Here is a 24,819-nt window from a genome sequence, read left to right as displayed (position 1 = left end):
GCCACGGCCCGCGGCCGCGACGACGGTCGGCGTCACTGCCCGAAGCGTCGATCGCGCGCCGCGAAGTCGCGGATCGCGCGGAGGAAGTCGACCTCGCGCAGGTCGGGACCGAGGGCCTCGACGAAGTAGAACTCCGAGTGCGCGGACTGCCAGAGCAGGAAATCGCTCAGGCGCTGCTCCCCCGACGTGCGGATCACCAGGTCCGGATCGGCCTGGCCACCGGTGTACAGGTGCTCGCCGATCTGCTCGGGCGTCAGGCTGTCGGCCAGCTCTTCGAGCGACCCGCCCGACTCGTCGTGCTTGACGATGATCGAGCGCACGGCATCCACGATCTCGCTGCGACCGCCGTAGCCGACGGCGAGATTCACGTGCAGTCCCCTGTGCCCGCGCGTGCGCTCCGTGGCCTCGTGCAGCACCTCGGCGAGCTCCGGGGGGAGCCCTTCGGCGCGACCGACGTGCTGGACGCGCCAGTTCGGCTCGCGGGAGAGCTCTCCGGCGAGTTCGGCGATGATCTCGAGCAGGTCCTGCAGCTCTTTGCTGTCGCGTTTGACGAGGTTGTCGTTCGAGAGGAGGTACAGCGACACCACCTCGATACCGAGGTCGTCGCACCATCGGAGGAACTCGTGCATCTTGGCCGCGCCGGCGCGGTGCCCGTGGGCGGCGCTGTCGTAGCCGAGCTGCCGCGCCCAACGCCGGTTGCCGTCGATCATCATGGCCACGTGGTGGGGCACCGTGGCCGGCATGCGGCGACGCAGGCGCGAGATGTAGAGACGATAGAGCGGGCCCCGCCCCTCGTTCTTCCACACGCGCGCCACCCGCCTACGCTACCGCGTCGGGGGCCTCCGGCCGCATCGGATCCGGGTGGCACTTCCTGGGGGAAGGGTGAGTGCTGCTCCCATGTTCCGCCCGCGGCATAGGAGCGGACGTACTGTCGAGGAGTGACCCCCCGAAGCCCGGCCGACGGCCCCGAGATGCCCCAGCTCCCCCTCCTCGAAGCCGGAGCCGTGGGTGCGCAGGCGGAGCTGAAGCCCACCTGGCGCGGGTGGATCCACGCGGGGACGTTCCCTGTGGCGATCGCCGCGGGGATCGTGCTCATCGCCCTCGCGCAGGGCGCCCCCGGCAAGTGGGCGGCGGCGGTGTTCATGGCGACGTCGATGCTGCTGTTCGGGAACTCCGCGCTCTACCACCGCTTCCACTGGAAGCCGAAGACCCTGGCCGTGCTCAAGCGCATCGACCACGCGAACATCCTCCTGCTCATCGCCGGAACCTACACGCCGCTCGCCGTGCTCGCCCTGCCGACGCCGAAGACCGTGCTCCTGCTGTCGATCGTGTGGGGCGGTGCGCTGCTCGGCATCCTGTTCCGGGTGTTCTGGATCAACGCCCCGCGCTGGCTCTACGTCGCCCTTTACCTCGCCCTGGGGTGGGCGGCGGTGATGTACCTCGGCGACCTGCTGGCCGCGAACGTCGCCATGATGGTGCTCGTCGTGGTGGGCGGACTGCTCTATACCGCGGGCGCCATCATCTACGCCCTGAAGAAGCCCAACCCCTGGCCCGGGCATTTCGGCTTCCACGAGATCTTCCACGTCTGCACGGTGCTGGCGTTCCTGTGCCACTGGACGGCCTGCCTGCTGATCGCCCTCGCCCCGGCGTACCACGGCGGCTGACCGCGCGACTCGCCAGAATTTGTCGCTGCCGAGTCGCGCGAGGCGACGATTCCTGGCGACTCACGCGAGGCGGAGCTCCGGATGCCGTCGGCTCGCGGCCCGGGATCAGCGGCGCGGAGCGGCGGGGTCGATGTCTTCGTCGTCGACGTCGCTGGCTCGCTCGGCCGCGCGGGCCTGTTCCTCGGCATCCAACTCCGCGTTGACCTCCTCGCGGTAGCGTCCACGGCGGATGCGTCGCAGCATGTCCCACACGAGCAGGAACACGGCGATGCCGATGAAGGCGATCGCGGCGAATCCGAGCGGCCCGGGCGTGACGATCGACTCGTCGGGGGTGACGGCCGGGGAGGGCGTTGTCGCGAGAGCGACGATCACGGGAAGCATGGAGTCCTTCGGTCCGGGCGGAAGCGCGTAGCCTGGAAGTCCAGCCTAAAGCCCGGAGAGAGCATGACGACGCAAGCCCAACTCGACGACCGCTACGGGCGCACGCGTTCCCCGCGGCGACGCATCGTGGGGTGGTCGATCGTGGGCGTCCTCGCCCTCGGGGCGATCGGCTTCCTGGGCTGGACGACGGTGTCGAACAGCCTGAACGCGGTCACGGCCACCGACACCGGATACACGGTCGTCGATGACCGCACCGTCACCTCCACGTTCCAGATCACCGCGCCCACCGGTCGACCCGTCGCCTGCGCCCTCGAGGCCCGCGACGAGGAGCACGGAACCGTCGGTTGGCGCGTGGTCGAGTACCCGGCATCCGAGGATCACACGCGGGCCTTCACGGAGGAGATTCCGACGCTGTCGCTCGCGACCACGGGTTTTGTCAACGCCTGCTGGGTGCCGTAAACTCGCGGAATCACGACGCGCCCCGGCTCGATGCCGGGGCGTTCGACATATCCCCCGCCGACGGCCCGACAACGCCTGCCGTCAGCGCCTCGACGAAGGAGTAACCGTGTCCAACGACGCTCAGGTGACGTTCCTCACGCAAGACGCCTACGACCGCCTGGCCAACGAGCTCGAGCACCTCTCGACCACGGGTCGCGAGGAGATCGCCAAGCGCATCGAGGCCGCTCGCGAAGAGGGCGACCTCAAGGAGAACGGCGGCTACCACGCCGCTAAAGACGAGCAGGGCAAGCAGGAGGCGCGCATCCGCACGCTCCAGCAGCTGCTGAAGGATGCCAAGGTCGGCGAGGCCCCCGAGAGCCACGGCATCGTGGAGTCGGGCACCGTCGTCACAGCTGTCGTCGCCGGTGGCGAGGAGAAGTTCCTCCTCGGCAACCGCGAGATCGCGGCCAACTCCGAGCTCGACGTCTACAGCGAGGCCTCGCCGTTGGGCGCCGCGATCCTCGGCCTCAAGGAGGGCGACAAGGGTTCGTACACCGCTCCCAACGGCAAGGAGATCTCGGTCGAGATCGTCAAGGTCGAGACCTACTCCGGCCAGTAAGCGCCGCACCGTCCGCGAGCCGCTCCCCCGCTGCCGGGGTGGCGGCTCGCGGCGTTTCCAGAACGCGCAACCTCAGCGATGCGCACGAACTCAGCCCGTACCGCAGCCGCGCGGCTGAACTCACGCACATCACTGAGGATGCGACCCGCGGCACAGCCGGCGACACAACCGCAGCGATGCGCAGATACTCAGCCCGAATCGCGGCCCTGCAGCTGAACCTCCGCACATCGCTGAGGATGCGCCCTCGCCCCGCGCGCCGACCCACGTCACGCTCGGACTCACGTCGCGCCGCGCGACGCCGACGTCAGTCGGGTACGACAGTGGCGACGAAGCCGGCGTCCTCCAGGGTCTTGATGACCAGCGCCCGGTGCTCGGCCCCGCGCGTCTCGACGCTCAGCTGCAGGATCACCTCGCTGATCTGCAGTCCCTGGCCGTGGCGCGTGTGCAGCACCTCGATCACGTTCGCTCCCACCTGCGCGAGCAGCTCCGACACACGCGCGAGCTGCCCCGGCCGGTCGGGAAGCGGGATGCGCAGCGACATGTAGCGTCCGGATGCCGATAGACCGTGCGCCACCACGCGCTGCAGCAGCAGAGGGTCGATGTTGCCGCCCGACAGGATCGTGACGGTCGGACCGCTGGCCTTCACCTTGCCCGCGAGGATGGCCGCGACGCCCACGGCGCCCGCCGGCTCGACGACCTGCTTGGCGCGCTCCAGCAGCACGAGAAGGGCTCGCGCGATGTCGTCCTCGGTCACGGTCACGACCTCGTCGACGTACTGACGGATCAGCTCGAACGGGAGGTCGCCGGGCCGCGCGACGGCGATGCCGTCGGCGATGGTCGGCGTGGTCTCGACCTGCATCGGCCGACCCGCTGCGAGCGAGGAGGGGTAGGCGGCGGAGTTGTGCGCCTGCACCCCGATGATGCGCACCTCGCGCCCCTCTGCGGCCGCACGGGCCTTGACCGCCGCTGCGACGCCGGCGGCGAGCCCGCCGCCGCCGATGCCGACGATGACGGTCTCGAGGTCGGGCATGTCTTCGACGAGCTCGAGGCCGAGAGTGCCCTGACCGACGACGATGTCGCGGTGGTCGAACGGGTGGATCAGCACCGCACCGGTACGCTCGGCGAACTCGGCGGCGAGGCGCAGTGGGGTCTCGACGGTGGCCCCCTCGAGGATCACCTCGGCTCCGTAACCCTTCGTCGCGAGCAGCTTGGGCACGGGAACACCCAGCGGCATGAAGATCGTCGCGGCGATGCCGAGCTGTTGCGCGGCCAGCGCGACGCCCTGGGCGTGATTGCCGGCGGAGGCGGCCACGACACCGCGCGCACGCTCCTCCGGGGTCAGCCGGGACAACCGATAGGTCGCTCCGCGGATCTTGAACGAGCCCGTGCGCTGGAGGTTCTCGAGCTTCAGGTTCACGGGCACGCCGAGCAGGTCGGTCAGGTGCAGCGACTCGTCGAGGGGTGTGCGCGTGATGATGCCGCGCAGAGCCTGCGCGGCATCCTCGAACTCGGCCAGAGTGGGAGTGTCGTTCATGATCTCCTTCCGCGCTCACGCGGGACGGTCTGCCAGATGAGATCTCGGGATGCCAGGTCTTGGCCGGCGTGCTGCCACGCCTTCGAGCTGAGGTACACGGCGACGACGTTGGCGAACGCGGCGAGCGGCACGGCGAACAGCGCGCCGGCGATCCCGCCGATCATCGCGCCGCCGGCCACGACCAGCACGACGGCCAGAGGGTGCACCTTGACGGCCGAGCCCATGAGGATCGGCTGCAGCACGTGGCTCTCGATCTGTTGCACGCCCAGCACGACGATCAGCATGAACAGCGCCACGAGCGGCCCGTTGTAGACCAGCGCGATGAACACCGCCAGGGCTCCCGTCGCCACGGCTCCCACGAACGGGATGAACGCACCGAGGAAGACGAGCACGCCGATCGGGATCGAGAGCGGCACGCCGAGGAGGAACGCGCCGAGGCCGATGCCGATGGCGTCGATGGTGGCCACCAGCAACTGCGTGCGGGCGTAGCTCTTGACCGTCCGCCATCCCGCGCGACCGGCACCGTCGACCGCGGGGCGGGCGACACGCGGGAACAGGCGCGTGGTCCACCGCCAGATGCCCCCTCCGTCGGCGAGCAGGCACAGGAGGATGAACAGCGTCAGCAGCACGCCCGTGCCGACGTGGCCGATCGTGGTGCCGATGGCGAGGGCGCCGGTCCACAGCACCTCGGCCTGCTGCTGCAGGAAGGTGCCCGCCTGGCGCAGACCGTCGTCGATCTGCTGCGCGCTCAGGTGCAGGGGCCCGTCGATCAGGTACTGGCGGAACTGCGAGACGGCGTCGACGGTCCGCTCCTGCACGGAACCGAACTCGCGCGTGATCTGCCAGACGGCCAGCCAGACGAGTCCGGAGATGAGGGCGATCGTGCCGAGCACGGTCACGACGATGGCGAGCCACTTCGGCCACCGATGACGCAGGAGGAAGGAGAACGCGGGCCAGACCAGGGCGGTCACCAGGATCGCCACAAGAAGGGGCACGACGAGGAGCTTCAGCTGGATGACGACGAAGATCACGACGCCGAGAGCGGCGGCGATCACGAGCAACCGCCACGCGTAGGCGGTGGCCTGACGCAGCGCCGGCGGGACCGGGGGCTGCAGGTCGCTCGAGACGGTGCGTCGTTTGAGGGCGTCGAGGAAGGATCCGCGGGGTTCGGGATCGGTTCCACTCATCTTGTCAGCCTACCGCCGCGCTCCCCCGGCGAACGCTGGATGTCGGAGGCTGTGGATACGGTGGCACGCATGACCACGACGCTCCGTCGCGCCGATGCACGCCGCATCGCCCTCGCCGCTCAGGGCTTCGCCCGGCCGAGGCCCGAAACGGTCGGCACGCGCCAGATCACGGCGACCCTGCGTCGCATGCGCATCCTCCAGATCGACTCCGTCAACGTCTTCTCGCGCTCGCACTACATGCCGCTCTTCGCCCGCCTCGGCGCCTACGACACGTCGCTCCTCGACGCCCTGGCCTTCTCGCGCCGCCCGCGCTGGGTGGAATCGTGGGCGCACGTGGCATCCCTCGTCTCGACCGAGGATTGGCCGCTCCTGCAGTTCCGTCGTGACGACCTGCGGCGCAAGTACGCCGGCGACGCGTGGGCGCAGGCGAACCAGCCCCTCCTGCAGTGGCTGCGCGACGAGCTCGCCGAACGGGGGCCGCTGCGCCCCGCCCAGATCGACCATGACGCCCGCAGCGGGTCTCGCGGCTCGTGGTGGGGGTGGGACGACGTCAAGAACGGCCTGGAGCGCCTGTGGCTGTTCGGCGACGTCGCGATCGCGGGACGCCGCGGATTCGAGCGTCGCTACGCTTTGGCATCCGACGTGCTGCCCGCGTCGGCGCTCGAGACGCACGTCCCCCGCGACGAGGCCATCCGCGAGCTCGTCCGGAGGGCGTCGATGGCCTACGGCGTGGCGACGGCCTCCGACCTCGCCGACTACTGGCGCATCCGCGACCGGCCGGCGGTCATGGCGGCCGTGCACGACCTCGTCGACGCGGGCGAGCTTCAGCCCGTCCACGTCGAGGGGTGGTCCGTCGGCGGGCGTCCCGCGAAGGCATGGCTGCATCGCGACGCCGCGCGCCCCCGCAGGGTCGATGCCACCGCGCTGCTCACGCCCTTCGACCCCGTCGTCTGGTTCCGCGATCGTGCGGAGCGTCTCTTCGACTTCGACTACCGCATCGAGATCTACACCCCGGCACCCCAGCGCCGGTTCGGCTACTACTCGCTCCCGGTGCTCGTCGGAGACGACGTCGTGGGTCGACTCGATCTCAAAGCCGACCGCGGGGCGAGCGCCCTGCGCGTGCAGTCTGCATGGTGGGAGCACGGTGCTCCCCCGGATGCCGCCGAGCGCGTCGCCGCCGAGCTGCGCACCGCCGCGCGCTGGCAGGGCCTCGAGCGGGTGACGGTGGCGCGGTGGGGCGACGCCGCCGACGCGATCGCCGGCGCGCTCTCGGCCGAACGGCACGAGCATCCCGACGGACGCTCGAACTGAGAAGCGCCCCCTCCGACCAGCGGAGAGGGCGCTTCTCTGGAGCGTCAGAACTGCACGCGAGGCGGCTCGGAGATGGCCGCACCGTCGATGACCTCGAAGAACTCGCGCTCGTGGAAGCCGAGCTGACGGGCGAAGAGGTTATTCGGGAACACCTTGATCTTGGTGTTGAGTTCGCGCACACCGCCGTTGTAGAACCGGCGCGACGCCTGGATCTTGTCTTCGGTGTCGACGATCGCCTGCTGCAGAGCGAGGAAGTTCTGGCTCGCCTGCAGCTGCGGATACGCCTCGGCCACGGCGAAGAGCGACTTCAGCGCCTGCTGCATGTGTCCTTCGGCGACACCCGCCTCGGCGGGGCTCTCGACGTTCAGCGTTTCGGCGCGGGCCCGGGTGACGTTCTCGAAGACCGCCTTCTCGTGGGCCGCGTACCCCTTCACCGTTTCGATGAGGTTGGGCAGCAAGTCGGCGCGACGCTTGAGCTGCACCGTGATGTCACTCCACGCCTCGTCGACGCGCACGTTGAGCGACACGAGGGCGTTGTACGTGGCCCACAGGTAGATGCCGGCGATGACGAGGATGCCGACGATCACGATGACCGGTACGAGCCACTCCCACATAAGTCCCCACACTCCGTTCGAGAGATTGCCCTTCAGTGTAACTGCGGGCCGGTCGGCGGCACGGAGCCGGACGGGGACTCTCAGCGGATGCGATGGATGCCGTACCCCCGGTGGGACTCGAACCCACACTGAAGCGATTTTAAGTCGCCTGCCTCTGCCATTGGGCTACGGGGGCCCGTCATCCACCGTAGCGCGGGGCGGCTCGCGTCCGCCGACGCCCGTCCGGCGGATCGACCGGGGCCCCGATCCGGCGTGGCGGGCTCGACCTCCGCACGACGACGCGAATCGCGCTGACCACGCACGCGCCGGCCGCATGGCGGGACGACGAGACCCCCGCGCCTCGAGGGCACGGGGGTCTCGAACGGGAAGAGGTTACTTCGCCGCGACGGGCTCGGCCTTCTTCTCGGCCGGGGCCGGCGCGTCGGCCGCGGGAGCGGCCGGGCGCGGACGCGCCGCGAACTCCTCGAACGCCGCACGGGGCTTCTGCACGGCCTCGAGCGACACGACCTCGCGGCCGTGGACGAAGTTCTGGATCCAGTCGCCGATGACGCGGAACTTGCGCTCCCACGTGGGCATGGCCAGGCCGTGGTAGCCGCGGTGGGCGAACCAGGCGATCAAACCGGTCAGGGCGATGTTGCCCGACTGGAACGCGCCGTTGTACAGCCCCAGGCCGGCGACGGCACCGAGGTTCTTGTGGTTGTACTGCTTGGGCTCCTCGCCGCGCAGCACGGCCACGAGGTTCTTCGCCATGAGCTTGCCCTGACGCACCGCGTGCTGGGCGTTGGGGACGCAGAAGCCGCCCACGCCGCCGCCCGACAGGTCGGGAACGGCCGAGACGTCGCCGGCGGCCCAGGCGCCCTCGACGATCTCCTCGTCGGTGCCCACGCGCAGGTCGGGGCGGGTGCGGATGCGACCGCGCTCCTCGACCGGGAGGTCGCTGCCGCGCACCACCGTGGGGTTGGCCATGACGCCGGCGGTCCAGATGATGAGGTCGGTGGGCAGCTGCTCACCGGTGGACAGCTCGATGACACCGTCGACGGCGCCCTTGACCTGCGTGTCGAGGTGCACGAACGCACCCTTCTTCGCGAGGTCGGCGAGCACCCACTCGCTCGTCTTCTGCGACACCTCGGGCATGATCCGACCCATGGCCTCGATGAGGTGGAAGTGCGTGTCGTCGAACGCCAGCGTGGGGTACTGCTTCAGCAGCGACGAGGCGTAGGCGCGCAGCTCGGCGAACACCTCGATGCCGGCGAACCCGCCGCCGACGACGACGACGGTCAGCAGACGATCGCGCTCGGGACCGGCTGGAAGCACCGAGGCCTTGTCGAAGTTCGACGTGAGGCGGTCGCGGATGGCGACGGCCTCTTCGATGGTCTTCAGACCGATCGCGTTGTCGGCGATCCCGGGGATCGGGAACGTGCGCGAGACGGCGCCGGCGGTCACGACGATCTGGTCGTAGCCCTGCTCGAAGGTCTCGTCGCCCGCGATCGGCGTGATCGTGGCGGTCTTGGTCGCGTGCGAGATGCCCGTGACCTTGCCCGCGATGACGGTGGTGCGCTTGAGGTGGCGACGCAGGCCGACCACGACGTGGCGCGGCTCGATCTCACCGGCGGCCACCTCGGGGAGGAACGGCTGATACGTCATGTACGGCAGCGGGTCGACGAGCGTGACTTCGGCCTCGCCACGCCCGAGGAGCTTCTCGAGCTTCCAGGCGGTGTAGAAACCTGCGTAGCCCCCACCGACGATGAGGATTCTGGGCACGGTAGTGGTCACGATGGGAGGGACTCCTCGTTTGTGGTGCGGCTCGGCTCGCGGGAGGTGCGCGCCTGTCGGATTCGCCGGGCAGCAGCACTGACGCCGAGCGCAATCATTATAGCGGCCAGCGTGGCGCCCCCGAGCGGCAACGATCCGTAGAGCACGCTATCGCGCGACGGGAGAAGAGGCGAACCGGCCTCGGGCGCCGAGTCGACCGGCGGCAGAGCCGGGATCTCGACCGGACTCGCCGTCGGCTCGGGCGCCGGTTCGGCATCGGCGCGACGGTACAGGCGGATCCATTCCTTCAGGCTGCCGAGCGGGTTCTCGCTGACCGTGTCGACCCTCGCCGACACCGCGCCGGCGGCATCCACCAGTCCGTAGCCGTACAGCTTGTCGGGCACGCTCGTCGCGCCGGCCGCGGGCTTGGCGGTCTGGATGAGCCGGTTCAGCACGTTGTTGGCGTCGAGTTCCGGGTGGGCCGCGCGCACCAGCGCGGCGATGCCCGCGACGATCGGCGCCGCTCCGCTGGTGCCGTTCCACCCCACCAGGGTGCCGTCGGACGAGACGCCGATGAGCCGCTCGCTGGGGGCGGAGAGCCCGATCGTGATGCCCTGGGTCGAGGCGCTGTTGCTCGCGGTGCCGTTCGGATCGACGCCGCCGACGGCGAGGACGCCGGGGATCGTGGCCGGGGCGCCCACGCGGTCGGTGCCGCTCCCCCGGTTCCCCGCGGCGACCACCACCACGACGTCGTTGTCGAAGGCGTACTCGAACGCGGTGTCCCAGCTGGTGTCCCAGTCGAGGGTGTTGGTGGTCAGCGAGAGGTTGATGACGGTCGCACCGTTGTCGACCGCCCACGTCATCGCCTCGGCAATCTGCTCGGAGAACGGCTTGGTGCTTGAGGCGCCGAAGCCGACGGAGATCGAGAGCAGCTCGGCCTCGGGCGCCACGCCGATCATGCCGCGACCGTCGCCCGTGCCGCGCGCCGCGGCGAGCGAGGCGACCCAGCTGCCGTGGTTGGCATCCACGGCTCCCACCGGCGTCCGTCCGTCGGATGCCCCCACGCCCGAGACGTCGGTGCCGGCGACCACCGCGCCGGTGAATTCCGCGGGGCCGCGGGCGATGCCGGTGTCGATGATGGCGATCTTCTGACCGGCCCCGCGCGTGGTCTTCCACGCCTCGCGCACGCCGTACTGGTCGAGCCAATACTCCGAAGCGCGCACCGAATCGGTGGGGTCCTCGGGCACCGGGCCCGACGTCGCCGCCGGAGAAGCCGTCGCGCCGGTCATCACCGCCATGAGGATGACGGATGCCACGGCGACGACGACGCGCTTCATCCGCCGGCCCCGGGGCTCTCGCACTCGCATCGCTCGGGTGACCAGGTACCGCGCTCGAGAGCCCGATCGCCGATCGGGTTGACGCCCGGGCCCGCCGCCAGAGCGTGGCCGGCGAGGGCGTGCAGGCACTTCACGCGCGTCGGCATCCCCCCGGCTGAGATGCCCGCGATCTCCTCGGGCTCGCCGTAGGCGGCGCGGTCTCGCAGGTACGCCTCGTGCGCCAAGCGATAGGCGGCCTGCAGCTCCTCGTCTTCCGCGAGCTCGTCGGAGAACTCCTTCATGACATGGCCGGCCTCGAGCACCGACATCGCCGCGGTCGCGGCGGGGTGGGTGAGGTAGTAGAACGTGGGGAACGGGCTGCCGTCGTCGAGTCGCGGAGAGGTGGCCACGACCGTCGGGTTGCCGCACGCGCACCGTGCGGCGATGCCGATGACCCCGCGCGGGACACGGCCGAGCTGCGCCTGCAGAACAGCGAGGTCGGCGTCGGAAGCGGGAGGAAGCGGTGCGGTAGTCATCTCTGCCAGGGTACCCGGCGTGTCCGACACCGCGCCCGGAGCCGTCGGCGCCTCGTCGCGGGGGCGGCCGGCTCCGACCTGCGGAAGGTCGGGCGACGCGGGTTCAGCCGGACGGGGTCTGGGACGGAGACGGATCGGGCACGCCGATCTGGAGGGACGGCACCGCCACCTGCGCCGCTCCCGATGCGGCGACCGAGCGCACGAGCTGCGCCATCCAGTCCGTCCGGGTCTGCCCGACGTCGTCGCTCACGTCGGCCTGCTCCTGCGGCGTCGCCGAGGCGGGCAGGTCGTTGTCGATGAGGTACACCACCTCGCCGGGGAAGGTGTAGCCGAGACGCTCGCGCGCCTGCGTCCGGATGTACGCCGGGTCGGACCACCGCTCGCGCTGCGTCTGCAGGTCGGCGACCTCCGACTGGCTCAGGGCGACGGCGCTGCGCAGCGCCTGAATCTGCTGGCGCTGGTCCATGTACGTGCCCACGGTCGGCACCAGGACGAACGTGCCGAGCACGACCAGGCCCAGCATGATGACGACGAAACCCGAGATGCGCACCTTACCGAGCCACTCGCGCACGTCGAGACGGGGGCGCGTGGCCGGACGCGAGGTCGGCGTGCGCCGCGAGGGCGTCGAGGCGGGCTGGCGGCGCGGCGCCTTCTTCCCGGCGGCCGGCCGGGGAGCGGGCGTCTTGCGGGGTGGCAGTGTCGGTCGATCCACGTCCAGCCCCTCTCATCCGCCCGGTGCACACGTGCCCGGACCGCAGGCGAGTCTACGTCGGCGGCCCCGGCGTTCCCCGTGGGCCACGCCGCGTGCTCCGTCGAGCCGAGCCCACAGGATCGATCTCCCCGCGTCCCTCGTCGAGCGGATGCCAAGGGGTCGTCCTCGCGAGTGCGCCCCGGCCCGCGGCACGACGCCGCAATGGCCCGGGAACGACGAAGGAGGGGGAGCCCTCGGGCTCCCCCTCCTCGCATGTCAGACGCTCAGCCCTTGAAGCGGGGGAACGCCGAGCGGCCGGCGAAGACGGCGGCGGCGCCGAGCTCTTCCTCGATGCGCAGCAGCTGGTTGTACTTCGCGACGCGCTCGCTGCGCGCGGGGGCACCGGTCTTGATCTGGCCGGCGTTGACCGCGACGGCGAGGTCGGCGATCGTGGTGTCCTCGGTCTCACCCGAGCGGTGCGACAGCATCGAGGTGTAGCCCGAGCGGGTCGCCAGCGAGATCGCGTCGAGCGTCTCGGAGAGCGTGCCGATCTGGTTGACCTTCACCAGCAGCGAGTTGGCGACGCCGAGGTCGATGCCCTGCTGCAGGCGCTTGGGGTTGGTGACGAACAGGTCGTCGCCGACGAGCTGGACCTTGGAGCCGATGGCATCCGTCAGCTTCTTCCAGCCGTCCCAGTCGTCCTCGGCGAGGGCGTCTTCGATCGTGACGATCGGGAAGTTGGCGACGAGGTCGGCGAAGTAGTCGACGAGCGTGTCGACGCTCCACTCCTTGCCCTCGACCGTGTAGACGCCGTCCTTGTAGAACTCGGTGGCGGCGACGTCGAGGCCGACGGCGATGTCCTTGCCCGGGGTGAAGCCGGCCTTCTCGATCGCGCGGATGAGGAAGTCCAGGCCCTCGCGGTTGCTGGGCAGGTCGGGGGCGAAGCCGCCCTCGTCGCCGAGGCCGGTGTTGTAGCCCGCGGACTTCAGCTCGCCCTTGAGGACGTGGTAGACCTCGGTGCCCCAGCGCAGCGACTCGCCGTAGGTCTCGGCGCCGATGGGCGCGAGGAAGAACTCCTGGAAGTCGATGCCGTTGTCGGCGTGCTCGCCGCCGTTGATGACGTTGAACAGCGGGACGGGCAGCAGGTGGGCGTTGGGTCCGCCGAGGTAGCGGAACAGCGGCAGGTCGGCGCTGTCGGCGGCGGCCTTGGCGACGGCGAGCGAGACGCCGAGGATGGCGTTGGCGCCGGTGCGCGACTTGTTCTCGGTGCCGTCGGTCTCGATGAGGATCTCGTCGATGATGCGCTGCTCGCTGGCCTCGACGCCCTCGATGGCGGGTCCGAGCTCGTCGACGACCGCGGCGACGGCCTTGAGCACGCCCTTGCCGCTGTAGCGGCCCTTGTCGCCGTCGCGCAGCTCGTAGGCCTCGAACGCGCCGGTGGACGCGCCGGAGGGGACGGCCGCCCGCTGGACGATGCCGTCGTCGAGGAGCACCTCCACCTCGACGGTCGGGTTACCGCGCGAATCCAGGATCTCGCGCGCGTTGACAGCCTCGATAAGTGCCACGAAGGACTCCTCGTTGGTTCTTGGGTGGAGAGGGGGCGGAGCGTCGTCGGTCCGTGGTCGAGTCTAGTGACCCCGGTCGGCGGGCGTGGGGCCGGCTTCTCCGCCAGGAGGTCCGAGCCACCGGCGCCCGCGCGACCCGGGCCCTTCGGCAGGGTCGGAGACCCGGCGATCGGGCTGCCGGGTCAGGATGCCGCGGGGGTCACGACGATCGCGAGCGCGATCCCGTCCCAGCCCTTGCGGTCGAGGGTCTGCAGGGCCGTCGCGTCGAAACGGGGGTCGGTGCCGAGCATCTCGATGCCCCGGCGCGCGCCGAGCACCTTGGAGTCGGCGGTCCCGGCATCCGCCACTTCTCCCCCGCGCACGACGTTGTCGAGCACGATCACCGTGCCGGGGCGGCCCAGGCGCGCCGCCCAGTCGAGGTAGACGGTGTTCGACTCCTTGTCGGCGTCGATGAAGACGAGGTCGAAGGGCTCGCCCCCGTCGAGGGTCGGGAGCACCTCCGTACCGCGACCGAGCAGGATCTCCACGCGATCGGCCACTCCGGCCCGCTCCAGGTTCGCCTGGGCGACGGCGGCATTGGCGGGCTCGGCCTCGATCGTGACGACCCGCCCCTCCGCGCCCACGGCGCGGGCGAGCCAGATGGTGGAGTACCCGCCGAGCGTGCCGATCTCGAGCACGCGGCGAGCGCCCGCGACGCGCGTGAGCAGGTGCAGGAACTTGGCGTTCACCGGAGCGACCTCGATCGCGGGCATGCCGGCCTCGTGCTGCGCCCGCAGCGCGGCGTCGAGGGTCGGGTCCGCCGTGAGGAGCGTCTCGGTCAGGAACGCGTCGACGTCATCGTGGGTGGGCACCCTCCCAGCCTGGCGCGGCGGAGGATGCGGGTCAACGCTCCCCGCGCAGGTGCGCGCGCGTCATCCGGTCGTACTCCTCGTCGGTGAGGTCGTCGAAGCCCTTCGCCTCGACCCGATCCGACCGCATCCACCGGATCATCAGGATGACGAGGATCGGCACGTCCGCGAACTCGGCGATGAACCAGATCATGTCGCCCGCGAGGTGCTGGTCGTGCAGCGTCGACGGCCACCACGACACCGCCTGCGCGGCATCCGGGATGAGATCGAGCACCGAATCGTTCAGGCGCATCAGCAGGCCCGGAACGGAGTCGATCAGGAGCTCGACGAAGGCGAGGAGGAACTCGATCGCGATGAAGGTGCCGGTGTGCACCGCTCCCAGCGCCATCATCGGCAGCACCATCGCGAGCCCCACGAGGGGAACGACGACACCGAGCGAGGCCTCGACGACTGCATCCACGCGCAGGATGCCGGCCACGGGCGTGAGGAAGAGGCAGAACACCGCGGCGATGACCACGGTGGCGACCATCGCGTTCCCGAAGACGCGCGTCACGCGTGACGCCAGCAGGCGCTCCCGCACCGGGGAGGGGACGAGATCCAGGGGGCGGCCCGCCGCGATCCCGGCGGGGACGGCGAAGATCAGCAGCGCGATGCGGGTCGAGAACGCCCACCGCAACTGCCCCGAGTACACGCCGAGGAACCCGAGCTCGATCACGGCGTAGGGAAGGAGCCCCAGGACGAAGAAGCCGATCGAGCGCCGAAGCGGCCAGGCTTCTCCGCGGCGGCGCACCCGGCGGACGCCGAACAGGTACGCGAGGGATGCCACGAACAGCACGCCGAGCGTGAGGGGGTCGGCGCGCCAGGTGCTGAGGAAGTCTTCGACGGGAGGCGTGAGGGCACGCTAGGCCGCGAAGCTATGCGGGAGCCGGGACGCCCCTCGAGGCGGGCTCAGCGGTCCGCCTCGACGGCGACCGGTGCGATCTCGAGCGCCGCGAGGATCGCCGGCAGCAGGGCCTCGGCGGTGCGCCGGTACCCGAGCGCGCTCGGGTGGAAGCGGTCGACGCTGAACATCTCGTCGGGGCGCTCGGCGAACACGGGTCCGACGGCGCGGGCGAGGGCGACGACGCGGCCTCCCGCCCGGTGCACCGCCACCGCTTGCGCCGCGGCGAGCTGCCGCGACGACCGTGCGGCCAGCGCGCGCAGGGGCTGCGGGATCGCCCGCAGCGTGCCGAGGTCGGGGCAGGTCCCCACGACGACGGGGATCCCGTCGTCCCGCAGACCGCGGACGACCTCCTCGAGCTGGCCCGCGGAACGGGATGCCGGGATCCGGTGGGTCACGTCGTTCCCGCCGACGACGATGACCGCGGCATCCGGACGATATCCCTCGGGGAGTGCGGCGATCTGCTCGGCCAGCGCCGAGGTCTCCGATCCGACGACCGCCGCGGTGCGCAGTCGCACCGGCCGCGCCGCCGCGCGAGCGATGCCCTTGGCCAACCGCGCCCCGAGGGTGTCGCGTCGATGCCCGGCGCCCAGGCCCGCCGCGATCGAATCCCCGAGCAGCAGCAGCTCGACCGGTCGCCCCGGGTGCTTCTTGCCGCGCCAGACCCGATCCGCGTCGAGCGCCTGCTCGCCCAGCGGCTTGCCGATGCGGCGACGGGCGATCGCCGCCTGGCGCGCGATGAGGGTGCGCAGCCCCACGGCACCGGCGCCCAGGAGCGCGATCGCGGAGGCGGCGGTCACGGTCACCGGACGACGCATGCTCTGATGACACCGGGCCGCGGTGAACGAGCGGTGGACGCCCCGTGACGACGCGGCGACGGCGGGCTCCCGGCATCCTGAGTCCCGACCGGATGCCGCGCGCCCGCCGCGCGCGTTCAGCCCGCGGTTCGAGCGCTCTGGGCGCGCAGCACGATCGCGAGCACCAGCACCGCGACGGCGAGGGCGATGTCGAGCGCGAGACCCGCGATCAGCTCGTCGCGCCCGGCGGCGCCGGTGACGCTCACGACGCCCCCGATGACGATGACGCCGAACGACAGCGCCAGCTGCTGGGCGGTGCTGAACATCCCGCCCGACAGGCCCGCCGCCTCGACGGGGACCTCGCGCACCACGAGCTGCGTGAGCGGCGAGAAGATCAACGCCTGCCCGACGCCGAGCAGGATCAGCGCGGGCTGCAACCACAGCCCGATGTCGCTCCCCCACGCGATGCCGAGGGTCGCGGCCATGGCGATGAGCGCGACGATCTGCAGGGCGACGCCGAGCACGAGCGTCGTGTCCCCCAGCCGGCTCTGCACCCGCGCGACCGCGAGCGACATGGCCGCGAACACCACCGCGAAGGGCAGGAGCGCGAGCCCCGCCTGCAGCGAGCTGAGTCCGCCGGCCTCGACGGCGCGCGGGAAGACGTACAACAGAGCCGAGTAGCCGGCGAAGAACAGTGCGGCCGCGATCAGCCCCAGCTGCAGGGGGCGCAGGCGCAGGACGCTGGGCGGCAGCAACGGCACGCGCCCCGACCGCTCGATGCCGTCCTGATGCCGCCACATCGCCACGAAAGCGACGGCGGCGACGACGAGGGCGACCGCGACGGGCCACGACCAGTTCCACACCGGTCCGAAGGTGAGAGCCACGGACGCCGCGAGGATGCCGACGGCGAGCGCCGCGGTCCCGATGAGGTCGATGGCCACCACCTCGTGCGAGCGGGAGCGCGGTGCGAGCGGTGCGAACGAGATCGCCGCGACCGCGATGAGGGCGACGACGACGAACACCGCGCGCCAGCCCTCGACGGGACCGAACGACAGGGCCGCGAGAGCGCCTCCGGCCACCTGGCCCACGGCGGCGCCGATCCCACCGCTCGCGCCGAAGGCGGCGATCGCCCGGGTGCGCGCCGCTCCGCGCGAGGTCGCCTGGATCGTGCCGAGCACCTGCGGCGTGCACAGCGCCGCTCCCACGCCCTGGACGACCCGGGCCGCGATCAGCGTCTCGATCGACGGGGCCAAGGCGCACGCGATCGCCGACACCAGGAACAGTCCCATTCCGAGCGTGTACAGCCGGTGGCGTCCGAAGCGGTCGCCCAGTCGTCCACCGAGGATCAGCAGCACCGCGAACGGGATGCCGTACGCCGCGATGACGAGTTCGAGGGCGATGTCGCCGGCGGCGAACCGCTCCCGGAGCGTCGGGAGGATCACGGTGACGGCGTTGAAGGCGAAGGTGCCGGCGCCCGGCCCGAGCAGGAAGCCGAGGTAGCGCCAGGTCGGCACGTCGTCGGCCTGGGGGCGGATGGGCACCGGGGCGCTGCCGGTCGCCGGCTGTGCGGAGGTGGTCATGGTGCCAGCATGGAAGGCGTGACATCCTGGTACCAGGAGCCCCGTCATCCTGGTACTGACAGCACTCCCCAGGGGGCGGGCGAGCCACCGGCGCGGTTCTAGGATCGCCGGAGGAGGATCCCATGACCCGGTCCGACGATGTCCGCGCGGAGTTCGCGGCGTTCCTGCGCAGTCGTCGTGCGCGCCTGCGCCCCGCCGACGTCGGTCTGCCCGACGGAACCCGGCGCCGGGTCGCGGGACTGCGCCGAGAAGAGGTCGCCCAGCTCGCCGGGGTGGGGCTGACCTGGTACACCTGGCTCGAGCAGGGGCGGCCGATCGCCGCCTCGGCTCAGGTCGTCACGGCGATCGCCCGCGCACTCCTGCTGAGCGATGACGAGCGCGACCACCTCTTCGCCCTCGCCGACCTCCCCCTCCCCGACCGTGCGGCGCGGATGTGCGTCGGGCAGACGCACCTCGATCTGCTCGAGAAGCTCATGCCCTACCCCGCCGCGGTGCAGACGTCGCGGTTCGACATCCGCGCCTACAACCGGTCCTACCGCTACCTCTTCGACGACCTCGACGACCTGCCCGTCGAGCGCCGCAACTGCGCCGTGCTGCTGTTCACCGACTCCGCGTGGCAGCGGGCCCACGTCGACCTCGACCACGCGCAGCGACGCATCGCCGCCCGCCTGCGCGCCGCCTACGGCCGCCACCACGACGAAGCGTCGTGGCAGCGCTTCGTCGCCGAGCTCGACGCGGAGTCCCCGCGCTTCGGCGAGCTCTGGCGACTGGGCGACGTCGGCGGGGAACGCAACGCCCCCAAGCACCTCGTGCACCCCCGCGTCGGCGAACTGCACCTCGAGATGTCGAGCCTGTGGATCGACGAGGCCCTCGGCTCGCGCGTGGTGTGGTTCTCACCCCGCGATGCCGCGACCGCCGAGCGTCTGGAACGGCTCGCCGCCGAGCGCCCGAGCGAAGCACTGGTCAGCACCGCGGCCTGATCCCGGCACGGGTCCGCCTCGTCGCCGGCGCGACGCGACCGTCGCCCTCACGAGAGGGGCTTGAGCTCCAGGGAGTCGGCGGTGGTCTCGGTGCCCACCGAGGCGAACGCGGTGTACCCGTCGGCCGCAGAGCGCTCCAGCAGGGCCTTCATGTTCTTCACCCGCTGCTCGAGGCGCACGCGCGCCCCGTCGGCGACGAGTCGGCTCTTAAGCGCGACCAGTCGGTCCAGCGGAACGTCCCGGTCGTGCACGAGCACGACGGAGCGCTCCCCGTCGGCACCGTCGTCGGGCAGCAGGTCGACGATCCGCTCGAACCCGATCGAGAAGCCCACCGCCGGTACTTGCTGGCCGAGGAACCGCCCGATCATGCCGTCGTATCGGCCGCCCCCGCCGAGGGAGTAGTCGACGCTCGGGTGGGCGAGCTCGAAGATAGTGCCGGTGTAGTACCCCATGCCGCGCACGAGGAACGGGTCGAACACCAGCGGTGCGTCCGCACCGCGCGCCGCGGCCACGGTCTCGCCGAGCGAGACGAGATGAGCGATGACCTCGTCGGGGATGCCGTCCGGCAGGGCCGCGCGGATGCCGGCATCGTCGAACGAGGGGGTGGCGGCGGGTCGGTCGAGATAGGCGTCGAGGGCGTCCACGGCGGGGCCGCTCGCCTCACGGTCGCGGAGCTCCGCGACGACTCCCGACGGGCCGATCTTGTCGAGCTTGTCGACGGTGATGAGCACTCCCGGCCGCTCGTCCGGAGCGAAGCCGAACGCGTCGAGCATCGCGTCGAGCACCCGGCGGTCGTTCACGCGGATCGATCCGCCCTCGAGTCCCAGCGTGTCGAGCACGTCGAGGCTCGCGACCATCAACTCCGCCTCGGCGCGCGCCGAGGCGTCGCCGATGATGTCGATGTCGCACTGCATGAACTGGCGGTAGCGCCCCTTCTGGGGGCGCTCCGCGCGCCACACCGGCGCCATCTGGATCGCCCGGAAGACGGTGGGCAGCTGCGCACGGTTGGTCGCGTAGAAGCGCGCCAACGGAACGGTGAGGTCGTAGCGCAGGCCCAGGTCGGCGAGGGCCGCCGGGTCGTCGGCTGCGGCGCGGATACCCTCGGCATCCATCCCCCGCTTGAGGATGCTGAACGACAGCTTCTCGTTGTCGCCGCCGAGACCGGCGTGCAGACGGGAGTACTCCTCCATGACGGGGGTCTCGATCTCGTCGAAACCGTGCGCGCGGTAGCGCTCCCGGATGACGGCGAGCACGCGCTCGCGACGGGCCTTGTCGGCGGGGAGGAAGTCGCGCATGCCGCGCGGCGGGTTCACGGATGCCACCCGTCCATTGTTCCAGGCTCCCGGCCGTCCCCCGCGCGCCCGAGACCACGCGTCCGCGCGAGGTCACCCTCTCCCGCCTCGCCGCGCCGGGCGCCCTCGACCCGATCATGTGCGCTCGGGCGGGGTGCGTCAGTCGACCCGCGAGACGGCCCCCTGCTCCGCCGCTCGCACGTCGGCGCGCAGCGCGCGGAGGCGCTCGCGCAGCGCGCGCTCGGCATCCCAGCCGTGCGCGCGCGCGAACTGCACCAGCGTCAGCAGCGCATCGCCGAGCTCGGCCTCGGTCTCCGGATCCGCGAGGTGGTGCGACGGCGCCGGCACCCCGACCTGCGCCGCCTTGCCCACGAGCTTCTGCGCGAGAGAGAGCGACGGCATGTGCTCGCTGACGCCGTCGAGCACGCTCGTGCGCTCGCGCTTCTCGGCCGCCTTCGCGGCGTTCCAGTGCACGAGCACTTCTTCGGGGGTGGATGCCACGGCATCCGCGAAGACGTGCGGATGCCGGCGCACCATCTTCTCGGTGAGCCCGCGCGCGACGTCGTCGATGTCGAACGGCTCCTCGGCATCGCCCGCCGCGATCTCGGCGTGGAAGAGCACCTGCCACAGCAGGTCGCCGAGCTCCTCCCTGAGATCGGCCCGTGTTCCGGTCTCGACCGCGTCGATGACCTCGGCACTCTCCTCCTCCAGGTACGGCACGAGGTCGCGGTGATCGATCTGCTGCGTCCACACGCAGCGCTCGCGCACCGCACGCATGGTCTCGGCGGCTTCCCGCAGGGCGTCGTCGCTCACGGTCTCTCCCTCCGCGGGCCCGGCGGCCCCGTCGACTGCGAGTATGCCCCGGCCCGACGGTCGCAGGCTCCTGACGTGCCGAAACGCACGCGCCCGGCCCCTTCCCGACCGCGACCGACCCGGCATCCGTCGGCGTGTTCCCGGTCACCGTGTCCCGACCTCCGGAGATTTCCGGATGCCGCACGGCCGACGTCGCCAATTCCTCTGGCCGCGGGCCCTCGATCCCGGAGAAAGTCCGGAGTTCGGCCCGTGTGGCCGTCGAGGAACGTCACACGTGATCTGCACGCAACAGGACGCGGATAATCTGGGGCGTGTGCGTGAACTGACCCCGACCGAGGCCATCGACCTCGTGGGCCGCTTCGAAGCCGGCCAGGAACTGCCCGAGCAGATGCGCGCCGACGTGCGCCTGCTCGGATCGCTCCTCGGCCGCGTCCTTCAGGAGAGCGGCTCCCCCGGACTGTACGACGACGTCGAGCGGCTGCGCACGGCGACGATCCAGGCCTACACCGACGAGACATCGGAGGCGTTCGAGCGGGCCGCGGCGATCGCCGACGGGTTCTCGATCGAGCGCGCCGACGAGGTGGCCCGTGCCTTCACTGCGTACTTCCACCTCGTCAACCTCGTCGAGGAGCACCAGCGCGTCCGCGTCCTGCGCGAACGCGGTGACGCCCCCTCGCGCTCCGGCACGCCCGACACGATCGCCGCGGCGTTCGACCGTCTGGCCGGCGAGGTCGGACGCGAGACGGCGCTCGAGCGCCTGCAGTCCCTGCGCTTCCACCCCGTCTTCACCGCCCACCCCACCGAGGCGCGCCGGCGGGCGATCTCCACCAGCATCCGTCGCCTCTCCGAGCTGCTCGCCGAGCACGACGACGCCGCCGGCAACGACAGCGAGAGCCGCCGCGCCGAGCGCCGCATGCTCGAGGAGATCGACACGCTCTGGCGCACCGCTCCACTGCGACGCGAGAAGCCGTCGCCGGTCGACGAGGTGCGGTCGGTGATGGCGGTCTTCGACGAGACCCTCTACACGGCCGTGCCCCGTGTCTACCGCCGCATCGACGACATCCTCCAGGGCGAGAACGCCGGGGCCCGCGCCCCCATCGTGAAGCCCTTCGTGCGGGTCGGCTCCTGGGTCGGCGGCGACCGCGACGGCAACCCGTTCGTCACGGCGTCCGTCACGCGCAAGGCCTCCGCGATCGCCAGCGAGCACGTGCTGCTGGGCCTCGAGCGGACGACGCAGCGCGTCGGTCGCGGATTGACCCTGGATGCCGAGACCACCCCACCCAGTGACGCCCTCGTCGCACTGTGGCACCGCCTGCGCGCGGCCGACGAGGACGCCGCCGCGGAGATCGCCGAGCGCTCCCCCGACGAACCGCACCGCCGCATCCTGCTGCTGCTCGCCCGCAAGATCGCCGCGACCCGCACGCGCAACGCCGACCTCGCCTACCGCGATCCCGAGCACCTGCTGGCCGACCTGCGCTGCGTGCAGGACTCCCTCGTCGCCGCGGGTGCCGCTCGCCAGGCCTACGGTGCACTCCAGCGCCTCGTATGGCAGGTCGAGACCTACGGCTTCCACCTCACCGAACTCGAGGTGCGCCAGCACTCGGCTGTGCACCGCAAGGTGCTCGACGAGCTCCGTGCCGGCGACGCGCGCAGCGAGCTGACCGAGGAGGTGCTCGAGGTCTTCCGCTCGATCGCCTATGTGCAGGAGCGCTTCGGACCGCGCGCCGCCGGCCGCTACATCGTGTCGTTCACGCAGTCGGCGCAGGATCTCGCCAACGTCCACGAGCTCGCGACCTTCGCGATGGGCCCCGGTGAGCAGCCTCCCGTGCTCGACGTCATCCCGCTCTTCGAGACGTTCGCCGACCTGCAGGCCGCCCCCGGCATCCTGGCCGAGATCGTGTCGCACCCGGCCTTCGTCTCCCGGCTGGATGCCACCGGCCGCCGCCTCGAGGTCATGCTCGGCTATTCCGACTCCTCGAAGGACGTCGGCCCCGTCGCCGCCAACCTCGCGCTCTACGAGGCGCAGGCGAAGATCTCGACGTGGGCCCAGGCGGAGGGCATCGAGCTCACGCTCTTCCACGGACGTGGCGGTGCCCTCGGGCGCGGCGGCGGTCCCGCGAACTCCGCGATCCTCGCGCAGCCCCCGCACTCGGTCGACGGTCGCTTCAAGCTCACCGAACAGGGCGAGGTCATCTTCGCCCGCTACGGCGACCCCGACATCGCGATGCGTCACATCGACCAGGTCGCCGCGGCGGTGCTCACGGCATCCTCGCCGTCGATCGAACGCCGCAACCGCGGTGCCGCCGACGCCTTCGCCGACGTCGCCCAGAAGATGGACGTGGCCTCGCGCGAGCGCTTCTTCGCTCTCGTGAAGGCCCCCGGCTTCGCTCCGTGGTTCGCCACGGTCACGCCGATGGAGGAGCTCGGGCATCTCGCGCTGGGCTCCCGGCCCGCCCGTCGCGGCCTCTCGGTCGAGTCGCTCGAAGACCTCCGCGCCATCCCGTGGGTGTTCTCGTGGACGCAGGCACGCATCAACCTCGCCGGCTGGTTCGGGCTCGGCAGCGCTCTCGACGCCGTCGGCGACGCGCAGCGTCTCAGCGAGGCGTACGAGCAGTGGCCGCTGTTCCGCACGATGATCGACAACGTCGCGATGAGCCTCGCGAAGGCCGACGAGCGTATCGCCCGGCGCTACCTCGCGCTCGGCGACCGCGACGACCTCGCCCAGCTCGTGATGGAAGAGATGCTTCTCACCCGCTCCTGGGTCGAGCGCATCACCGGCGGCGACCTGCTCGGCAACAAGCCGATCCTCCAGCGCGCGGTCAAGATGCGCAGCCCCTACGTCGACGCGTTGTCGCTCCTCCAGCTGCGGGCGCTTCGCGCCCTGCGCGACGTCGATGCAGAGAACCCGACTCCGGATGCCGAACACCAGCGCCTCCTGCTGCTGTCGGTCAGCGGTGTCGCGGCCGGCCTGCAGAACACCGGCTGAGCGACTCCGCCCCGTCGATGCGCCGGCTCCTCCTCACGAGGGGTCGGCGCATCGTCGTCTCACGGCGACGGCGTCGCGGCCACCGCCACGCCGAGTCAGTCGATTCGGCGGTCCGTCCCGTGGCGGGAGAGGCTGCGGCCGTAACGCTCGGTGAGCTGCACCATGAGATCCGGCGTCTCGCGGTCCAGTCCGAAGACGTACCCGGGGAAATCGAGCTCCTTCTGCGCCGCCCAGATCTCTTCGTGACGATCGGGCGGGAGGATCAGCAGGGGATCCCCCACGGCCACCCAGGAGATCGGCACGACGGTTTCCGGCGGGAACACGGTGCGGAGGTGCACCACGGCGTTGATGCGCACTTCGCTCCGGTCACCGATCTCGGCGCCGTTGAAGACGCGCGTTCCCGTGGCGAGGAACACCTCCTCGCCGATGTCCGCCCCGGCGATGCTCGCCATCGGGCCGACGAGCGTGTGCGCGCCGACGTGGACTGCGTGGGTGGAACTCGCCCGCACGATGGCGTTCTCCATCACGATCGTGTTCTCCCCTAGGACGATCGGACTGCCCTCCGCCGTGATGACGGCTCCGTGCAGCACCTGACAGCCCGCGGCAACCGTCACGTCTCCGCTGATGACCGCGGTCGGCGCGACCACCGCATCGGGGTGGATACGCGGTTCCGATCCCAGGTGTGCGAACAGCATCGAGTGTCCTTCCGGTGGGTGATGCACAGCGTAGACCCGTGCCTCACCGAGCCGCGAGCACGTCGCCGTCCGGGTACGACGAAGCGCCGGTACGCGTCCCCCGTGTTCACGGAGGGTGCGTACCGGCGCTGTCATCTCACGGGGAATGTCCCCCGTGAATGCGAAATGGCCACCCAGCGTTGGGTGGCCATTTCGTTAAAGGAAGTCCGGCGGTGTCCTACTCTCCCACAGGGTCCCCCCTGCAGTACCATCGGCGCTGAGAGGCTTAGCTTCCGGGTTC

The 24,819-nt window shown here is 71.1% G+C and carries 23 protein-coding genes, 1 tRNA gene and 1 rRNA gene; 6 read left to right on the top strand and 19 right to left on the bottom strand.

Annotated features, from left to right (window positions below):
• Window positions 1-32: 32 nt before the first annotated feature.
• Window positions 33-806, bottom strand: a complete 774-nt coding sequence (locus tag RWH44_RS15505) for an isoprenyl transferase (RefSeq protein WP_437127310.1) — start codon at window positions 804-806, stop codon at window positions 33-35.
• A gap of 165 nt (window positions 807-971) precedes the next feature.
• Here RWH44_RS15505 and trhA point away from each other — a divergent pair, with 165 nt between their 5' ends.
• Entirely contained in the window at window positions 972-1,664 is a 693-nt protein-coding gene (gene trhA / locus RWH44_RS15500; protein WP_298873124.1) for a PAQR family membrane homeostasis protein TrhA, read from the top strand.
• Between the two features lie 105 nt (window positions 1,665-1,769).
• Here the strand turns inward: trhA and RWH44_RS15495 are convergent, their stop codons facing one another.
• The gene (locus tag RWH44_RS15495; protein WP_316005269.1) at window positions 1,770-2,045 is read right to left on the bottom strand and encodes a hypothetical protein; all 276 of its coding nucleotides are present in this window, start codon (window positions 2,043-2,045) and stop codon (window positions 1,770-1,772) included.
• A 63-nt stretch (window positions 2,046-2,108) separates the two neighbouring features.
• Here RWH44_RS15495 and RWH44_RS15490 point away from each other — a divergent pair, with 63 nt between their 5' ends.
• Window positions 2,109-2,504, top strand: coding sequence for a DUF4307 domain-containing protein (locus RWH44_RS15490; RefSeq protein WP_316005268.1), 396 nt, complete (start codon window positions 2,109-2,111; stop codon window positions 2,502-2,504).
• A gap of 106 nt (window positions 2,505-2,610) precedes the next feature.
• Window positions 2,611-3,102 (top strand): transcription elongation factor GreA, encoded by a 492-nt coding sequence (gene greA, locus RWH44_RS15485; protein WP_298871742.1) that lies wholly within the window; start codon window positions 2,611-2,613, stop codon window positions 3,100-3,102.
• Window positions 3,103-3,406: 304 nt separating this feature from the next.
• On the opposite strand, the gene ilvA is transcribed toward greA, so the two are convergent.
• Together ilvA and RWH44_RS15475 are read right to left on the bottom strand one after the other, a co-directional pair.
• Window positions 3,407-4,636: a threonine ammonia-lyase gene (ilvA, locus tag RWH44_RS15480; RefSeq protein WP_298871741.1), complete on the bottom strand. Its 1,230-nt coding sequence runs from the start codon at window positions 4,634-4,636 to the stop codon at window positions 3,407-3,409.
• The gene (locus tag RWH44_RS15475; RefSeq protein ID WP_316005267.1) at window positions 4,633-5,823 is read right to left on the bottom strand and encodes an AI-2E family transporter; all 1,191 of its coding nucleotides are present in this window, start codon (window positions 5,821-5,823) and stop codon (window positions 4,633-4,635) included. The genes ilvA and RWH44_RS15475 overlap by 4 nt, the downstream gene beginning before the upstream one ends.
• 69 nt (window positions 5,824-5,892) lie before the next feature.
• Between RWH44_RS15475 and RWH44_RS15470 the strand changes: the two genes are divergently transcribed.
• The gene (locus RWH44_RS15470) at window positions 5,893-7,134 is read left to right on the top strand and encodes a winged helix-turn-helix domain-containing protein (protein ID WP_316005266.1); all 1,242 of its coding nucleotides are present in this window, start codon (window positions 5,893-5,895) and stop codon (window positions 7,132-7,134) included.
• A gap of 44 nt (window positions 7,135-7,178) precedes the next feature.
• Here RWH44_RS15470 and RWH44_RS15465 read toward each other — a convergent pair whose 3' ends face one another.
• The 11 genes from RWH44_RS15465 to RWH44_RS15415 form a co-directional block, all read right to left on the bottom strand.
• A complete protein-coding gene (locus RWH44_RS15465; RefSeq protein ID WP_298871736.1) occupies window positions 7,179-7,748 on the bottom strand; it encodes a LemA family protein in 570 nt (189 codons plus the stop codon).
• A 102-nt stretch (window positions 7,749-7,850) separates the two neighbouring features.
• Window positions 7,851-7,923: transfer RNA gene (locus RWH44_RS15460), tRNA-Leu, on the bottom strand.
• A gap of 197 nt (window positions 7,924-8,120) precedes the next feature.
• Window positions 8,121-9,521 carry an NAD(P)/FAD-dependent oxidoreductase gene (locus tag RWH44_RS15455; protein WP_298871733.1) on the bottom strand — a complete coding sequence of 467 codons (1,401 nt, stop codon included), beginning with the start codon at window positions 9,519-9,521 and terminating at the stop codon, window positions 8,121-8,123.
• Window positions 9,518-10,837 carry a S8 family serine peptidase gene (locus RWH44_RS15450; RefSeq protein WP_316005265.1) on the bottom strand — a complete coding sequence of 440 codons (1,320 nt, stop codon included), beginning with the start codon at window positions 10,835-10,837 and terminating at the stop codon, window positions 9,518-9,520. The genes RWH44_RS15455 and RWH44_RS15450 overlap by 4 nt, the downstream gene beginning before the upstream one ends.
• Window positions 10,834-11,352 (bottom strand): DUF501 domain-containing protein, encoded by a 519-nt coding sequence (locus tag RWH44_RS15445; protein ID WP_316005264.1) that lies wholly within the window; start codon window positions 11,350-11,352, stop codon window positions 10,834-10,836. Before RWH44_RS15445 ends, RWH44_RS15450 begins: the two co-directional genes overlap by 4 nt.
• A 103-nt stretch (window positions 11,353-11,455) precedes the next feature.
• A complete protein-coding gene (locus RWH44_RS15440; protein WP_316005263.1) occupies window positions 11,456-12,064 on the bottom strand; it encodes an FtsB family cell division protein in 609 nt (202 codons plus the stop codon).
• A gap of 263 nt (window positions 12,065-12,327) precedes the next feature.
• On the bottom strand, window positions 12,328-13,608 hold the full coding sequence (eno, locus tag RWH44_RS15435; RefSeq protein ID WP_316005262.1) for a phosphopyruvate hydratase: 1,281 nt from the start codon (window positions 13,606-13,608) through the stop codon (window positions 12,328-12,330).
• 182 nt (window positions 13,609-13,790) lie between these two features.
• Window positions 13,791-14,459, bottom strand: a complete 669-nt coding sequence (locus RWH44_RS15430) for an O-methyltransferase (protein WP_316005261.1) — start codon at window positions 14,457-14,459, stop codon at window positions 13,791-13,793.
• Window positions 14,460-14,490: 31 nt separating this feature from the next.
• Complete coding sequence (locus RWH44_RS15425) at window positions 14,491-15,282, bottom strand: cytochrome c oxidase assembly protein (RefSeq protein ID WP_316005260.1); 792 nt, start codon at window positions 15,280-15,282, stop codon at window positions 14,491-14,493.
• 122 nt (window positions 15,283-15,404) lie between these two features.
• Complete coding sequence (locus tag RWH44_RS15420) at window positions 15,405-16,202, bottom strand: SGNH/GDSL hydrolase family protein (RefSeq protein WP_316005259.1); 798 nt, start codon at window positions 16,200-16,202, stop codon at window positions 15,405-15,407.
• Window positions 16,203-16,330: 128 nt separating this feature from the next.
• A complete protein-coding gene (locus tag RWH44_RS15415) occupies window positions 16,331-17,773 on the bottom strand; it encodes an MFS transporter (protein WP_316005258.1) in 1,443 nt (480 codons plus the stop codon).
• Window positions 17,774-17,895: 122 nt separating this feature from the next.
• Here RWH44_RS15415 and RWH44_RS15410 point away from each other — a divergent pair, with 122 nt between their 5' ends.
• Window positions 17,896-18,753 carry a helix-turn-helix transcriptional regulator gene (locus RWH44_RS15410; RefSeq protein ID WP_316005257.1) on the top strand — a complete coding sequence of 286 codons (858 nt, stop codon included), beginning with the start codon at window positions 17,896-17,898 and terminating at the stop codon, window positions 18,751-18,753.
• A gap of 47 nt (window positions 18,754-18,800) precedes the next feature.
• Here the strand turns inward: RWH44_RS15410 and hisS are convergent, their stop codons facing one another.
• Both hisS and RWH44_RS15400 read right to left on the bottom strand, forming a co-directional pair.
• A complete protein-coding gene (hisS, locus tag RWH44_RS15405) occupies window positions 18,801-20,048 on the bottom strand; it encodes a histidine--tRNA ligase (protein ID WP_316005319.1) in 1,248 nt (415 codons plus the stop codon).
• A gap of 156 nt (window positions 20,049-20,204) precedes the next feature.
• Window positions 20,205-20,822 carry a nucleoside triphosphate pyrophosphohydrolase gene (locus RWH44_RS15400; RefSeq protein ID WP_316005318.1) on the bottom strand — a complete coding sequence of 206 codons (618 nt, stop codon included), beginning with the start codon at window positions 20,820-20,822 and terminating at the stop codon, window positions 20,205-20,207.
• Window positions 20,823-21,171: 349 nt separating this feature from the next.
• Between RWH44_RS15400 and RWH44_RS15395 the strand changes: the two genes are divergently transcribed.
• Complete coding sequence (locus RWH44_RS15395; RefSeq protein WP_316005256.1) at window positions 21,172-23,844, top strand: phosphoenolpyruvate carboxylase; 2,673 nt, start codon at window positions 21,172-21,174, stop codon at window positions 23,842-23,844.
• Between the two features lie 95 nt (window positions 23,845-23,939).
• Here RWH44_RS15395 and RWH44_RS15390 read toward each other — a convergent pair whose 3' ends face one another.
• A complete protein-coding gene (locus RWH44_RS15390) occupies window positions 23,940-24,539 on the bottom strand; it encodes a gamma carbonic anhydrase family protein (RefSeq protein WP_316005255.1) in 600 nt (199 codons plus the stop codon).
• Window positions 24,540-24,743: 204 nt separating this feature from the next.
• Window positions 24,744-24,819: ribosomal RNA gene (gene rrf / locus RWH44_RS15385) — 5S ribosomal RNA — on the bottom strand; the annotation flags it as partial.

The organism is Microbacterium phycohabitans (assembly GCF_032464935.1).
Classification (GTDB): Bacteria; Actinomycetota; Actinomycetes; order Actinomycetales; family Microbacteriaceae; genus Microbacterium; species Microbacterium phycohabitans.
This window is presented reverse-complemented; position numbering and strand designations above follow the sequence as displayed.